At 36.6% G+C, this 16,093-nt stretch carries 14 protein-coding genes; 2 read left to right on the plus strand and 12 right to left on the minus strand.

Translation table 11 applies throughout. The features are described from left to right. Positions 1–159: 159 nt before the first annotated feature. From ACFFHF_RS09195 to ACFFHF_RS09230, 8 genes are all read right to left on the minus strand, one after another. Complete coding sequence (locus ACFFHF_RS09195; protein WP_160547767.1) at positions 160–987, minus strand: ABC transporter permease; 828 nt, start codon at positions 985–987, stop codon at positions 160–162. A 31-nt stretch (positions 988–1,018) separates the two neighbouring features. Beyond that, positions 1,019–1,963, minus strand: coding sequence for an ABC transporter permease (locus ACFFHF_RS09200; RefSeq protein ID WP_340903701.1), 945 nt, complete (start codon positions 1,961–1,963; stop codon positions 1,019–1,021). A 28-nt stretch (positions 1,964–1,991) separates the two neighbouring features. Beyond that, the gene (locus ACFFHF_RS09205) at positions 1,992–2,990 is read right to left on the minus strand and encodes an ABC transporter ATP-binding protein (protein ID WP_340903703.1); all 999 of its coding nucleotides are present in this window, start codon (positions 2,988–2,990) and stop codon (positions 1,992–1,994) included. A gap of 7 nt (positions 2,991–2,997) precedes the next feature. Further along, a complete protein-coding gene (locus tag ACFFHF_RS09210; RefSeq protein WP_377057934.1) occupies positions 2,998–3,972 on the minus strand; it encodes an ABC transporter ATP-binding protein in 975 nt (324 codons plus the stop codon). Positions 3,973–4,164: 192 nt separating this feature from the next. Further along, complete coding sequence (locus tag ACFFHF_RS09215; RefSeq protein WP_377057935.1) at positions 4,165–5,922, minus strand: hydantoinase B/oxoprolinase family protein; 1,758 nt, start codon at positions 5,920–5,922, stop codon at positions 4,165–4,167. A gap of 4 nt (positions 5,923–5,926) precedes the next feature. Then, positions 5,927–7,993 (minus strand): hydantoinase/oxoprolinase family protein, encoded by a 2,067-nt coding sequence (locus ACFFHF_RS09220; protein WP_340903707.1) that lies wholly within the window; start codon positions 7,991–7,993, stop codon positions 5,927–5,929. Between the two features lie 273 nt (positions 7,994–8,266). Continuing rightward, positions 8,267–9,238, minus strand: coding sequence for an SIS domain-containing protein (locus tag ACFFHF_RS09225; protein ID WP_340903708.1), 972 nt, complete (start codon positions 9,236–9,238; stop codon positions 8,267–8,269). Positions 9,239–9,709: 471 nt separating this feature from the next. After that, entirely contained in the window at positions 9,710–10,423 is a 714-nt protein-coding gene (locus tag ACFFHF_RS09230; RefSeq protein ID WP_340903709.1) for a GntR family transcriptional regulator, read from the minus strand. Positions 10,424–10,859: 436 nt separating this feature from the next. On the opposite strand from ACFFHF_RS09230, the gene ACFFHF_RS09235 reads away from it, so the two are divergent. After that, positions 10,860–11,324, plus strand: a complete 465-nt coding sequence (locus tag ACFFHF_RS09235; protein WP_160547775.1) for a hypothetical protein — start codon at positions 10,860–10,862, stop codon at positions 11,322–11,324. A 1-nt stretch (position 11,325) separates the two neighbouring features. Here the strand turns inward: ACFFHF_RS09235 and ACFFHF_RS09240 are convergent, their stop codons facing one another. The 4 genes from ACFFHF_RS09240 to ACFFHF_RS09255 all read right to left on the minus strand — a co-directional run bounded on the left by ACFFHF_RS09240 (position 11,326) and on the right by ACFFHF_RS09255 (position 15,346). Further along, the gene (locus ACFFHF_RS09240) at positions 11,326–12,354 is read right to left on the minus strand and encodes an RpnC/YadD family protein (protein WP_340903710.1); all 1,029 of its coding nucleotides are present in this window, start codon (positions 12,352–12,354) and stop codon (positions 11,326–11,328) included. A 111-nt stretch (positions 12,355–12,465) separates the two neighbouring features. Then, positions 12,466–13,269, minus strand: a complete 804-nt coding sequence (locus tag ACFFHF_RS09245; RefSeq protein WP_340903711.1) for a GIY-YIG nuclease family protein — start codon at positions 13,267–13,269, stop codon at positions 12,466–12,468. 309 nt (positions 13,270–13,578) lie between these two features. Continuing rightward, the gene (locus tag ACFFHF_RS09250) at positions 13,579–14,556 is read right to left on the minus strand and encodes a ring-cleaving dioxygenase (RefSeq protein WP_340903712.1); all 978 of its coding nucleotides are present in this window, start codon (positions 14,554–14,556) and stop codon (positions 13,579–13,581) included. 196 nt (positions 14,557–14,752) lie between these two features. Then, the gene (locus ACFFHF_RS09255) at positions 14,753–15,346 is read right to left on the minus strand and encodes an NAD(P)H-dependent oxidoreductase (RefSeq protein ID WP_160547779.1); all 594 of its coding nucleotides are present in this window, start codon (positions 15,344–15,346) and stop codon (positions 14,753–14,755) included. Positions 15,347–15,861: 515 nt separating this feature from the next. Here ACFFHF_RS09255 and ACFFHF_RS09260 point away from each other — a divergent pair. Then, positions 15,862–16,008: a BH0509 family protein gene (locus ACFFHF_RS09260; RefSeq protein ID WP_160547780.1), complete on the plus strand. Its 147-nt coding sequence runs from the start codon at positions 15,862–15,864 to the stop codon at positions 16,006–16,008. Positions 16,009–16,093 lie beyond the last annotated feature (85 nt).

The following is a 16,093-nucleotide window of genomic DNA, read 5'->3' on the forward strand; positions in this document are numbered from 1 at the left end:
CGCCCTTGATACTTTTATCGCAACCTTTTTCGACTGTTTGTCAAGAGCGATTGCGGGGCCTCACGTCCCCCCAATGGAAGTGATCTAATACTTTACATAGTTTTCATAGAACTTTTGACACTACCAATAAAAATATATGGTAAACGCTTTTAATACCTTCTACTGTTTATTCTTCAGTCTCGGGTCTAAGATATCTCTAAAACTATCTCCCATTAAATTAATGGCAAGCATCGTTACACCCAGACATAATGAAGGCCAGATAACATACATTGGATTGTTATAAATATAACCTCGAGCATCACCAATCATTTGTCCCCATGATGGTTCAGGCGGAACCACTCCTAGCCCTAAGAAACTTAATCCAGATTCTAGTAAAATAGCGGCCGCTATCGTTAAGCTGATTTGGATAATTAACGGAGACATGATATTGGGTAGAATCGCTTTGGTGATGACCCTAAAATGAGAAGCTCCTAAAGAAAGTTCACTTTGTACATATTCCAATCCTTTAACTTGAAGTGTGGCTGAATGGGTAATCCGTGCGAAACGCGGGATATAAAGTACACCGATAATCAAAATAAGGTTTTTTACACCAGAACCCCAAAATCCAACAACCATTAAGGCAAGTAGAATCGGTGGGAAACATAAAACAATGTCGATTGCTCGCATGATCATTTTTTCAGTAAATCCTCGAGCATAACCGGCTATTACACCCAACCCGACTCCTCCAAAAAATGCGATTAACGTTGCTCCGATTGCCACAAGCATAGTTGGACGAATACCTAAGATTAGACGACTAAGTATATCTCTTCCATATTCATCGGTTCCTAATAGATGCCCGGATGTACCGCTTTTTAGTACGTTGGTAGAATCGATTTCTAAAGGATCATTTGGGGCAATCCATGGACCAATAAGTGCAATAATGAGAATCGGAAGAAGTATGATAAAACTAACGATGAATGTTTTGTGATGTAAAAACTTCCGAGCCATCCTCCCACCCTCTTTCTATAAAAATACTTGGTTAACGTGTTCTAGGATCCATTAACCCATAAATGATTTCAACCGCTCTATTAATAAGAATGTAGAATGCTGCGATTACGATAATTGAACCTTGAATAATCGGATAGTTACGGTTATTAATGGATTCTACTAATAATGAACTTAATCCAGGCCAGTTGAATAAAAACTCAATTAATACGGTTCCACCAATTAAATTAGCTAACTCTAAGCCTATTACTGTGATAACAGAAATAATGGCGTTTCTAAGTACATGCTTGAAAATGATCATTTTTTCAGCTAGGCCTTTAGCACGTAACGTCTGAACAAAGTCCTTGCCCAAGACCTCAAGCATAGAGGATCGAGTCATTCTCGCGATCGATGCAGCCAGCGGTAGGGCTACCGTAATGGCAGGGAGGAACAACTTTTGGATATGGGCAACCGGGTCTTCTGAAAAAGCGGTATACCCACTTGCAGGTAACAAATTCAATTGTAAGCTTAAAAGTAAAATTAACACGGTACCAGTTACATACACTGGGAAGGATAATCCAGCTGCTGCAATAGATGAAACAATCATATCTACAACTCCGCCTCGTTTGACAGCAGCAATAATTCCAAGACTGATTCCGATAATTGACCCGATAATAATTGCAACAACTGCTAATTCAAGAGTTTTGGGAAGCCTTTCAGCTAGATATGTAGTAACATCAATGTTATTAAATAGAGATTGTCCAAAGTCCAATCTGAGTATATCTGCAAACCAAGTAAAGTACTGTGTTAATAGTGGCTGATCCAAACCAAGGGTCGCACGCATCGCTTCAACAGCAGCTGGATCAGCGCCTCTTTCTGTACCTAATACTAAAACTGCAGGATCTCCAGGCATGAAACGAAGCAATAAAAATACCAGGGTCGCAACGATGAAAATTTGAACAATAGCTACTCCAACGTTTTTCGATACAAAACGAAGCAATAATCTCACCCCCAACTTCTCGGAAAATTTAATTGATCTTTTGTAATTTGGATTCAGAGAATAAATGACAAGCAGCCATGTGATTGGAACCTATCGTACTTAGCTCTGGTTTCATTTCTTTACAAAGTGGTATAACATAAGGACATCTTGTACTTAATCGGCAACCACTCGGCGGATTAATCGGACTAGGTAGATCTCCATCGAGGACAATTCGTTCCTTTTTAAAGGTAGGATCTGGGATTGGAATTGCTGAAAGTAAAGCTTGCGTATATGGGTGCTTAGGATTTTTGTAGATCTTCTCCGCGTCCCCAACCTCAACGATTTCTCCTAAATACATCACACCAATTTTATCGCTCACATGTTTTACGACTGATAAATCATGGGAGATAAACAAATAAGTTAGTTTAAATTCTTTTTGTAATTCATTTAATAGATTTAAAATTTGAGATTGAATAGAGACGTCAAGCGCAGATACCGCTTCATCACAAATAACTAATTTTGGGTTTAAGGCAATCGCACGCGCAATTCCGATTCGCTGTCTTTGACCTCCAGAAAATTCATGTGGATATCGATTGATATACTGCTGACTTAAGCCCACCATTTCTAGTAAATCCTTAACCTTTTGTACACGTTCTTGTTTGTTATAAACCCCATGTATATCAAACGGTGCACTAATGATCTGTCCAACGGTCATTTTAGGATTGAGGGATTCATAGGGTTTCTGGAATACCATTTGCATTTGCTTTCGGCTTTTACGTAGTTCCCTCCCACGTAATTCTAGGAAATTTCTACCTTCAAAGTTGATTTCACCACTATCTGCTTTGATTAACCCCATAATCAAACGTGCCAAAGTACTTTTACCGCATCCGGATTCACCAACTAAACCAAAGGTTTCTCCTTCATTAATGGTAAAGCTAACACCATTTACTGCTTGAACATAATTTTTATGTGTAGAAAATAATTTTTTATCACTAACAGGAAAGTGTTTTTTTACATTTTTAACCTCTAAAAGAGTGTTACTTTTCAATGTCTCCTCACACTCCTTCGTTTATATGCCAACATTTAGCCGTATGATTGGATTTGATCTTTTGTAACTCTGGTTCCTTTTCAACACACAAATCTGTAGCAAAAGAACAACGTGGATTAAATCTACAGCCTTTTGGCATTGAATTAATTGTCGGAACATTTCCTGGAATGCTATATAGGGTTTTATCAACCTGATGTAATGGTGGAACTGATTTGATTAACCCTTTCGTATACGGGTGTTTGGGCTTTTTAAATATGGTCATTACATCTGCTTCTTCGACGATTTGCCCCGCATACATAACGGCAACTCGATCAGCCATTTCGGCTACTACTCCTAAATCATGGGTAATTAGCAGAATGGCCATATTAAACTCTTTTTTGATTTTATTTAATAAATCTAAAATTCTAGCTTGCACAGTCACGTCCAAAGCAGTTGTCGGTTCATCGGCAATTAATAAGTCTGGTTTACAGGATAGGGCCATCGCAATCATGACACGTTGGCACATTCCACCAGAAAGTTCATGGGGATATGCATCAAATATGGTTTCAGGGTGAGGGATTCCAACCTCCTTCAACAGTTCGATTGCTCTCCTTTTAGCCTCTTCTTTCGAAATGTCCTCATGAATTTGGATCGCTTCCGTTATTTGACTTCCGCAAGTAAATACAGGATCAAGGGCTGACATTGGATCCTGGAAGATCATCGAGATAGACTTCCCTCTAATTTTGTTCATCTCTACTCTGTTTAATTTCACCAAATCTATATCTTGGAAAAGAATCTCACCTGATGCTATTTTCCCGGAAGAAGGTAGAAGCTGCATAAGTGACATAGATGTAATGGTTTTTCCACTCCCACTCTCACCTACGATACATAACGTTTCACCTTTTTTTAGGGACAAGTTGACATCCTTTATGGCTGGAAAAACACCATAATCTGTATTAAATACAGTCGATAAACCCTTTATATCAAGAAGTGCATTCCCCACAAACATCCCTCCTAACTCCTATTAGAACGCCCATTGGTATTGTTTTGTTATAATATATTATAAGTCCTATTATGAGAATATTCAATCTTATTCGAAAATTAACACAAAACTCTTATTATATTAAAAACAAATTTTGATAAAAAGCGCTCCTACCTTGACTTTCTTATTAAACCTGTAGAGAGCGCTCTATTATTAAATACTATTTTGCAAGACACCAAGCCTATTTCTCTTTGTTTCTTCTATATCAATAGAGTAGGTTCCATTTTTATAAATGATACTAACACCATAGTCTTCTAAAGCTTTTTCTACCGAGACCTTCTGATCAATAACATCAAATAAAACTAACTCTGGATTTCTTTCAAATGGTGATCCAAATCCTCCTGATCCAGGTGAACTTACTCTAACAACATCACCTTTATTTAATGGAAGTTCGGATACTTTTGAACTTAATTTAATTTCTTCTTTTCCGTTCTTTGCAAAAGAGAAAATACCAGGACTTCCTTCTTTTCCACCATTAATTCCCCAAGGTGCAAACTTATGTCGATCCCCAAGACCGGTATAGGAAAGGCCATCGGTTAAAATACGATAGTCACGTTGAATTCCTAATCCTCCACGGTGTAAGCCTGCTCCACCCGAATCCGTTCGAAGCGCATACTTCTCAATTAAGATTGGATACTCTCTTTCAAGTGCTTCTACTGGTAGATTAGAAGTGTTGGTCATATGAACCTGTACTCCACTAAGTCCATCTCCAAATGCATGTGCACCCGAACCACCCGCAATGGTTTCTAAATAGACAAAGTAATTTTCTGTGTTTGGGTTGGTTCCTGAGAAGATCGCCGAGGTTACAACACTGTTACATGCTGCCAATACTCGTTCAGGTGCAACCTTGGAGAGCGCCCCAAGAATGACGTCTACCACACGTTGCGAAGTATCAATCCTTTGTCCTACCGGGACCGGCAATGTACAATTGACGATGGAACCCTTTGGAGCCTTCACTGTTAATGGACGATAAATACCTTGATTCGAGAAAACATTTTGCCCAGCAACCGCCTTAAAGCAATAGAAGATGGTTGTAACTAAGCCGGAATATACCATATTGAGTGGTCCCGGAACCTGTGGACTGGTTCCTTCAAAATCCACAATGGCATTGCTTTCATCAATTGTGATTTGGGCACGAATGAGAACCGGATCCTGTGAATGTGTTCCCGCATCATCTAAATAGTCCTCAAATGTATAGGTACCATTTGGTAATGAACGAATTCCAGCTCGCATTAACTCTTCTGCATAATCCAGTAGTGCATCCGTGCATGCTTCAAAATAATCTACACCATATTTTCTAACTACTTCTTGTAGTCTTCTAACACCCGCTTTATTGGAAGCGATCTGAGCATCTAAGTCTCCTTGTCTTTCGACCGGAGTTCTCGTATTGAGTGTGATAAAATCATAACTTTCTCTTATTAATTCACCTTTAGAACAAATTTTCACAAGAGGAATACGCAAGCCTTCTTGATAAATCGTCGTTGAATCAGGCGATACACTACCTGGAACCATTCCACCAATATCAGAATGGTGGGCAATGTTCGCTACAAAACCTACTAATTTATCTGTCTCGAATACTGGCGCAACCATGGTGATATCCGGTAAATGAGTCCCCCCACCTGAGTAAGGATCATTCGTAACAAACATATCCCCTGGATAAATTGAATCTGTAGGGTATCTTTTTAGGACTTCATTGACTACATCTAACATTGAGCCTAAATGCATCGGTACATACTCCGCTTGAGCTGTCATATTTCCCTTTGCATCAAAAACAGCCGTTGAACAATCTTTCCGTTCTTTGATATTCGTTGAAAAAGCTGTTTTAACAAGAGTGATTCCCATCTCTTCAGCCACAGAAAGCAATAAGTTCCCAACAATTTCTAGAGTAATAGGATCTACTTGATTCACCATTCTTTTACTCCTCCCCACCAAACGTATTTATAATCAGATTCCCATAATCATCTACCTCCATAGTTTGGTCGGGTAGGACTAATATCGTTGTATCCATTTGTTCGACGATTAAAGGACCTTGAACTTTATTCCCTGGCTTAAGATTTTTGCGATCATAGATTTTTGTTTCGTAATACCCCGGTCTTTCAATTTCAGAAAAATAAACCTGACGAGCAGCTCTAGGGATTGCCGTTTCGTTTGCAGCAGTTGATTTTTCAAATCTTGCTTTAGGTAATTGACCTACAGCAGTTAGACGATAGTTTACAAATTCTAAAATCCCATCCTTCTTGGCATAACCATAAATCTTTTCATGCTCTTCTTGAAAACGTTCCTTTAATGCCGCAAAACCAGCTGATGTCAACTCAGCCCATTCAACCGGAATGGGAATTTCATAGTTTTGCCCTTTGAATCGTACGTCGATAACCAACTCATATTTGCGTTTTGACTCAGGGATATTCTCTTTTTCCAGTAATTTAACCCCTTCATTTTTTAACTCCTTAAAATGCGAGGCAACTACATTCATACTTTCTGGTGAGGCATCTTCCAATGTTGAACGAACATAATCTGTTCTTACATCTGTAACCAACAAGCCTAATGAGCAAAAGGTTCCTGGTGAAGGTGGAATTAAGACTCTAGGAATATTTAACTCTTTAGCTAGAGCACTACAATGCAATCCACCCGCTCCACCAAATGATACAAGAGTAAAGTCTCTTGGATCATGTCCCTTTTGAATAGAGATTAATCGAATGGCCCGTGACATATTAGCATTAACTACAGAGATAATCCCCGCTGTTGCTTCTTCTAAAGTAAGCTTCGATTGGTTACAAATGTGTTCTTGAATGGCCTGCTTTGCAGCATCCATATCTACTGACATACGACCTCCTAATATCTCTTTCGGATTTAACCGACCAAGTAAAAGGTTTGCATCCGTAACAGTTGGCCTTGTGCCTCCTCGACCGTAAGACGCAGGACCAGGTGTAGAACCGGCGCTTTCAGGACCCACCTTTAATGCTCCACCGTTATCAATATAAGCAATCGAGCCACCACCAGCACCACAAGCATGAATATCTAACATAGGGATACGGGCAGGAAAACCTTCCACTTCTCTTTCCATAGAAATCTTAGGTTCTCCATTTTCAATTAAACTAAAGTCCGCTGATGTACCTCCCATATCGAAAGTAATCATATTTTTATATCCAGTAAGCTCTGCTAAATTCTTAGCTGCTACCACTCCTGCAGCAGGGCCTGATACAGCAGTACGTAAAGGTGAGGCAACTGATTCATGAATGGAGATAATTCCACCATTAGATTGTGTGATATAGGGTTCCACCGGAATTCCATATTCCTTTACTGAATTCAAGAAGTTTTCCATATAGTTCTTCATTACTGGCCCTAAGTAGGCGTTCAATGCTGTTGTACTTAATCTGGAGTATTCACGAAACTCAGGAACAATCTCATGGGAAGCTGAAACGTATACATCCGGAAAACGCTTTTTAATTTCCTTAACTGCAAATTTTTCATGCTCTGGATTTAAATAAGAGAATAGGAAACAAACTGCGATCGATTTTACCCCTTGTTCCTTTAATGCATCAATGGCTTTGTGTAGGCTGTCTTCATTAATGACCTTATACACTTCACCATTTGCTAAAAGCCTTTCGCTAGCTTCATATCTTAAATTGCCAGGAATAACGGGTTGAGGTTTTTCTTCGAAGAAATTGTATAAACTAGGACGGGTTTGACGTCCAATTTCAAGTAAATCACGAAATCCTTCTGTAACGATAAGACCAGTAACCGCACCTTTTCGTTCAATTAGGGCATTGGTAGCAACCGTCGTTCCATGCGCTAAATATTGGACATCACTTTCGGCAATATCATTTATTTCTAGAATATCTTTTATACCTTTCATAATGGCCCGTGAAGGATCTTCAGGGGTTGAAGAAACCTTGTGATTTTTGATCTCTCCCGTTTTACTATCAACCAATGTAACATCTGTAAAAGTCCCCCCAACATCCACGCCTACCATGTAGCTCATACAGTTTCCTCCTTTTGGAAATTCATTACCCTATTAATCTAACAAACTTAAATATGTAACAATTTTGTAACTATATTTACAGAAAATTTATAATTTTGTCAATAAAGCCTATTTAGAATCATTCTGTAAATATAAAAATAGTACCTCTTCTTAAATATCTATACTTCCTGTCACCTTTTCTCTAAAATCGCTTTGCTATTAATACTTTTTTATTTGGAAAACGGCCCCTTTGTTAGAGGCCGAATATCCATCAAAAAGAAGGCGTGATTTATTTTAGTACGCAACTTTCCACATGTAACGGCGGTCATTCATTGAATGATTTCGAATAAGCGACATTTGGTAAACGAAATATCTTTCTACCGGTATCATTACAACAGAATTGAAGAATTCAGCAACAGAAGGATCGATTTCGTTTAAGCCTACCTCTTCTGCATCGATTACGATAAATCGCTCTGCGTATTGATTCAAGAATGTTTCTACCCTTTCATCCATCGGACGAGTACGTCCTAAGCTTTTTAGTAATACGAATGGAAGAGATTTGTCAGTTGTTTCGAATGGACCATGGAAATATTCGCCAGAGTTTAACACAACAGCATGTTTCCATTGCATCTCCATGAAGTGACAGCAAGCCATTGTATAAGCTGTACCGAATAGCGGTCCACTACCTAACACATAAAAGATTTCATCATCCTTAAAATCTAGTGCAAATCTTTGAGCCTTTGGAAGTAGGTTCTCTTTCGCAGAAGCAACAATATCATCAATTTGATCATATGCAGCCATAGCAACTTCATAGTTTTGGTAATCTTCAAATTGATGAAGGATTTCAAATCCTAATTTTAAAGCTAGCGCTTGGTTTGCCTGAGAGTATACCTGATTGTCTCCATTTGAATAAATCACTTTATACTGACCATTTTGTGCCATTAACGTATCAGGTGACCCAGTCATTGCGATGGTAATAGCACCTGCATTGTTTGCCACCTTTACAGCTTCTACTGTTTCTGGAGTTGCATTTAAAGAACATATAATACAAATTGTTTGTTCATTTAAGGCTGCTGGAGTAGCATGTACAAACTCGTTACTGTTATAAATTGCAGTTGCTATATTTTTCGCTTCACTCTGCATTAAGTACTTAGCCGGATAAATAGCAGCTTGAGATCCACCACATGCAACGAAATAAACTACTTTTAATCCACCTGCTGCATCTACCTTCTGTTTAATTTCACTAATAATTGATTTAATTTCCATGTTTATGTACTCCCTCTCTATTTGTATTATATTGTATATCTACTTTCCATAACAATATAGTACCATATATGCGGAGTATTTCAATAACTTTTTGAAATATTATAACAATTTAGTAACTTTATTGGTTTAATATCTATTTTTCTCAATAGAAATAAAGTCAAAACACACTGATTCTTTTAAAACAACTGTAAAGCGTTAGTTGTGAATGGTACAAATGACGATCTTAATGCTAATTGTTACAGAAGGTTATATCGTGGAGTTTATAGGTTATAACAAATAGTATTACAACTTCATTCTAATATGTCAATATGATTTCATTGAATTATATTTATTTTCAGAATAATACAATTGAATGCCGATAGAACAAAAAGCACATAACCCAAACAACGAATGGAAAATTGTTTGAATTATGTGCTAGTCTTTTATAAAGCAATTGAATGGCTACTTTCAACGCTTCTTGTAAACATCTACTTATACAACGAATTTGAACTTGTCTGCGACAATAAATTGCATGGATCGATGGGTTGGTATACCTTCTTTATCATAAGATAGACCCGTTATTAATAGAAGTGGATGACTTAATGATAAACTAAGGTAACGTGACATTTCATATGTGGAATACGTTAACTCAATTTCTTTTCTAGGATTCGTAAAGACAATACCATACTTTTCAGCCAGAATTGAAAACATGGAAGTATCGTTCAAGTCTTCATCCAATAAAAAAGTGAAGCGTTCCGGTAATCGGGAAATTTCAAATGCAACTGGTACCCCATCCGCATAACGAATACGCTCGATTACGATGATCTTTGAGTTGGGTTCTAATTGTAACACCTCAGTATCCTTATCATTTGCATCTTCAATTACACACTTAATAACCTTTGCACCCGGTTTACAACCAGATTCACGACACATATCTGAGAAACTTATAGAACCACTTATCCCTCTACTTAACTTCTCAGTGTTTACGAATGTGCCTTTCCCCTGTTTTCGAATTAAAAGATTTTCTTTCGCCAACTCTTCTAGAGCATTACGTACCGTAATTCTGCTAACATTATAGAGTTTACTCAATTCAACTTCTGTTGGAATTTTTTGACCTTTTTTAAACTTTCCTACTTCAATATCACTACGAATTAGATCGGTCAGCTGTTTGTATAAAGGTAAAGCATCCTTTTTATCTAATGTCATTGTATTTACCCCATATCGATTAGTATATAACCATATAATACTATTTAATCGGTTTAAATTGCAATAAATTAGAAAAATGTTATCTTTAATGCTGATATAAAAATAAAAAATTATTAAACTATATAACCAAATGTGATATTTTGTATTAATATCTGATAATCATTTTTTCAATGCTATTCATTATCCTACCTTTGCGGGACACAACAGGGTTAGGAATAAGGCCAGATACACTCAGTTACTTCATACTTTATTGCCAACTTCAACAAATATCTCCTATGCACATGAATGATCCCTCTATTTCATTTATATCAATTTCCGAGATATATAACCAAAAGAATATAGTTTTGATTTTATTTTGAAACCAAATATATTAAAGGTTATAAATTATATATTGTGGTAATAGATATATTAATGAATTTGACAGGAGGTGTATGAAATGGAACCGGTTAGGGATACATTTGAAGAGCGAAAACGCTTTATATATGAATACTTAAACAAGAAGATGGAACTATCACCGGATAAAAATGAACTCATACTCTCTATAGATCCAATACCATTTCAGCCAAACGCTCCCTTAACGGATGAATATATGATTGAATTAAAGAATTGTGAATCAGAGGAACAGGTAGGAAAAATATTGAAGAAGGTATTTGAAATGCAATCGGAGTATGAGTTTAGACATATCGGTGATATAAGGAAGAAACTGCACGTTCATAGCATGGATATCTACCAGCAACTTAATTTGCTTATTCATGAATTTAAGCGGATGCAAACACACCCGCTTCAAAAAGATATTACCGATTTAATTACCCAGCTCAAGAAACAGAAACGGGACTTATCTGAAGGGATCGATGTGGCGGTACAGTTCCTAGAAAATTGGACAAATAAAAAAGAGAGCTAGATTAGATAACCTTGCTCTCTTCTATGTTCAAGAATTTCTTTAAAGATTCTCCTGTAGGGTCCTGGCTAATTAATTCCCAAGAATGAGAAATGATGCTGCTATCAAACGTGTGATTTAATTCTTCAATGATTTTCTCTTTCCCAGAAACATGGTTTGTCTCAAGAGAAGTTTTAATTAAACCTTCTACAATTTTATCGGTTTCAGATTTGTAATGCAGTCCTCTTTGTGCAACTTTGATTAATTCCACGACTTTTTCCCCCTCATCACTTTTCTTTAATTCCTCAAGACCCTTTTCAAACTCGTCTATTTGTTTAGAGCTCATATCGTTATAAACGTAATCAAAAAGGAATTTGTAAGGTTGAGATAATTGTTCGGGATAGTCTGCCTTAGATTGTATTTGGGCTAATAACCTGTGCCCTTCCAACATCATCATAACACCATCTTTTTTAATAACTTTATTATCTGACATTAATCCCCAAAATGCAATAGCGACGGGGTTCGGGTCCTTCGTGTTATAAAATAGCGGCGCATTCCATACCCATTTTCGCTCAGTTAAGTTAATCAAATCATAATCAAAGGATTTGTGAGATTTCATTCCGTAACTCATAAAATTATAAGCGAACTTCTTTGTAGTTGTGTGTTTAAACCCTCTAAAACCTATTAAAATTGAAAGAATAGGAATATTGTTGAATGTGTGAGTAAGAAGATTGTGATAGTCCCTTACCCTTTCATCCATATTGTTGTCGTTCGTTGATTGATACTCAAAATGAAGAATAATTTCGTTTTTGTCTACATTATCCATTCGAACCAAAAAGGCTCTGTCTAAATACTTCTTTCCATCATCTTTTTCTAGCAAGTGCTGATATAGATGCCTATAAGGTGACGTGACATCCTCGCTTAATGCCAACCATCTCCCGTTTGTGTCCAAGTCTAGATATAATTTATTGTAGAAGAGCTTCATAAAGTCTTTCACGGAAAACTTGAATAACTGTTTAAAATTATTGTCATGTTTGTGATGTTCTTCTGTCATTGATATGTATCCTCCCTTGGACCACTAGCATCTGATTCTATTCGTTCTTTGTTGCAATCAAAATATTGCATAGGATGTTGTTCTAACTATATATCCAACGCTCTTATTCTATTAATTATTATTTAACTGAATTCCATTATAAGGACCACGATTGATCGTTCCAAGAGTCTTTTTCCACATCGACTCTCGCTTGATGATTTCAGAATCCGTCCCTTCCATAAATTCAATGACTGAAAAGATGACTGAATTATAACCGTTTTCTAGAACAAACAAATTAAGATGTTGTGCATCACCAAGTGAATTTAAATGAGCCATCCATCTACCTAAAATTCCGTCACTGTTATAGGCACTTCCTATGTATCTACTTTTTCCATCTTCGGATCGTTGAATGTAAATCCCATTTTGACGCAAAACCTGTTTTAGCTTATTATCTTCTGAATTATCTTCCCAAATAGCAATTACTTCTCTCCATGTAAAGGTTTGTCCTAAGACATTTTCTAGTGATGTATCCACATCAGGTAGTTCAAGCCCCTCAAATTTGGATGTACGAGCTAGCTTACTGTTGGCTTTGCTCTCTATTATGATTTCATCTGATTGTAGAATATCAGCTATTTTAGTAGCTAAAGAAACATAATCATCTGTCTTAAAGTCCGTATATGATCTTTTGGAGGTTGACACCTCTGGAAAGGAATCCAACAATGTTTTAAGGCTGCCATTTATATTATCCGCGTGATAAATCCTAAATAGTTCGGGACCTTCTCCCCATAGTTCAAACGCCCTTATTTTATAAATATTACTCTTAACTCGATATGAAACCCATGGTCTTGAATTTGCTGTGTTATCATCCTTAATTCTTAAATCAAACATTCTAGCTAATCCACTCTTGATAAGAATGGGTTCTAAAATTTCAAACATGAATACCCCTCCAAATGACCCACTATATAATTCCCTTATTATAGCAAACTATTATATAATTACCTATTCTACAAGTAATAGTCTTTATATTCTCCGTCTCTTTTATGTACTTGGTAAGCATGAGGTAGAATTACACCCCTCCATTTGTTAGACTTCTTACCCCACTTGTAAATAAAGCCATTTGAGTGTTTTCTCGCTGATACTAAACAAAAAAATAAGCCAGTACATTCAAGAAATTCATTCTTAATGTACTGGCTTATTAAAATCTCTTTCCTATTTATCGGAGGGATTGAAATTATGAAACAGTTACTATTCTTTGATGATTTCCCTCGTACTTCTCACTGTATCTATAGGGCGTACTAATTTTTCAATTTGTTCACGTTTAGGCTCTAAGAACGGAGGTAAAGATAGTTTTTCCCCAAGGGTTTCGTAAGGTTCATCCCCCATAAAACCAGGGCCATCTGTAGCAAACTCAAATAAAATTTGTGGAGCAACTCTTGCATATAAAGACTCAAAAAAGTGACGATTGACATAACCGGATGTCGAGAATCCCAAACTACTCAATCTTTCTGTCCATTCATCCAATACGGAGCGATCCTCTACGCGGAATGCAGCATGGTGTACGGTGCCATACCCTTGTCGAGCTTGAGGGAGAACAGTATTGTGCTCTACAATAACGGATGCTCCATTACCGCCTTCTCCTACTTCGAATAAATGGAAGGATCCTTCCTGAGCCGTTTCTTTAAATAATAGTGCTTTTTCCAATATTTCTTTGAAGTAATCAAAGTTCGCAATCCGAACAAAGACAGGACCTAAACCCGTAATGGCATGCTCCAATGGGATAGGACCCTTTTGCCAAGGGGTACCAGATTCTACGCCTCTATTTAATTCATCTGAAATTAATTGATATTGTTGATCATCGAAATCAACGAAAGAGAGAGTTTTCTTGCCAAATTGCTCTTTAATTCCAGTATGCTTGACGTCTAAACGATCAAACCGTTTTACCCAATAATCCAATGCTGCATCATTTGGTACACGGAAAGAGGTCTTAGAAATCTCGTTTGTACCATGCATACCTTTTGGGATGCCTGGGAAGTCAAAGAATGTCATGTCTGTGCCCGCACTGCCTTTATCATCAGCAAAGAATAAATGATAGGTTTGAATATCATCTTGATTGACTGTTTTTTTAACTAAACGCATCCCTAATACATAGGTGAAAAATTCATAGTTCTTTTCTGCACTACTGGTAATAGCTGTTACGTGGTGTATTCCCTTTAGTTGGTTCATTTTATTTTCCTCCTGAAAATTCAGATTCAATAGTAAGCTTGGTTTCATTCTTTAGCATAACTACTGAGCACATCTATCAATATTGCTTAATATGACCTGCTCAACCTTCATACTCCTTTTATGATTGGAAATATGTACATGGGTATAAAAAATACTCATGTACATATTTTACACTTCAGTCACATTTTTAAGTAAATTATCGGATCGTGAATAATGCTTTTGACCAAGGAATTAATTGGTCTAGCATTTGATTGACAGAATCCTCTTGAACGGCCTGTGGTTTAAAGACTGTTCCATTCTCAAAATCAGTGAATAACGATAGGGCTGGATGTACACGAACGTCAGCCACTAATAACTCACCTAAAATACCTCGTAAATGTTCAGCCGCACGAGCTCCACCTACGGAACCGTAAGAAACGATTCCAGCTGCTTTATTGTTCCACTCAACACGTAGATAGTCTAATGCATTTTTCAGTGCTCCAGTAATCGAGTGATTGTATTCTTGAACAATAAATACGAATCCATCTTGATTAGCGATTATTTCTGACCAAGCAGCAGCCCCTGAAGCATCTGCACCAGCTTCACCAAGTAATGGTAATTTGTAATCAGCAATATCAATAATGGTATAGTTAGCGTCGCCACGTTTGTCAGCAATTTCTTTTACCCATGCACCTACTTGTGGACTTACACGACCTTCACGTGTTGAACCTAAAATAATCCCAATGTTTAATTTTGTCATTGTTTCTTCCTCCTCTTGTTTTTTTCCAAATAATTTATCTAAAAATCCCATTTCCTACTTTCACCTCCTTTTATGTTCTGAAATACGGATTATTGCTGTGACATGATGTAGAACTTTTAGTATGCACATGAATGATCCTTCTATTTCAGTTATCTCGATTTCGAGATATATAATCAAAAAAATAATGTTTTTATTTTATTTCGAAACCAAATATCTTTAACCTGAGATAATTTTATTATATGTACTTATTATTGTCAACTCATTTAAGTGATTTTTTATACTTTAAAAATAGGATAAGGGCTTGTTTCAACATGGGCCACCATTCAAACGACCTAAGGATAAACCAATTGAATGAATGGATACAGCCTACAGCCTGGCAACCCATACCCTTTTTTCATCATCAAAGTAAGAAGACAAATAATATTTCTATATTATTTTCTAAAAAACAATCTAAATTTGATATTGGTTTAATCTAATATTTAGATATATAATAAAAACAAGAAAAGAAAACGTTTTCAACAACATTCAAATACATAGTTACTTCTCATATTATAGGAGGATATAAAATGAGCCAAGTTGAAAGAAATACAAAAGTGCAGAAATTAATTGAGCTACAAAAATTCAATGAGAAAGAAATTTCTAAAATGACAGATTCACAGATTGAATATTACCACTGGCTCTATTTTGATGATTCAGTTTATGATTATATGTAACTTAAATAAAAGATAAGAAAAGTGGGAAAACATTAATCATTCATGTTTTCCCACTTTTGTTTTTATCATTTTAATGAAACGACTG

The sequence above is a fragment of the Robertmurraya beringensis genome (assembly GCF_042433785.1).
GTDB classification, from domain to species: domain Bacteria; phylum Bacillota; class Bacilli; order Bacillales; family Cytobacillaceae; genus Robertmurraya_A; species Robertmurraya_A beringensis.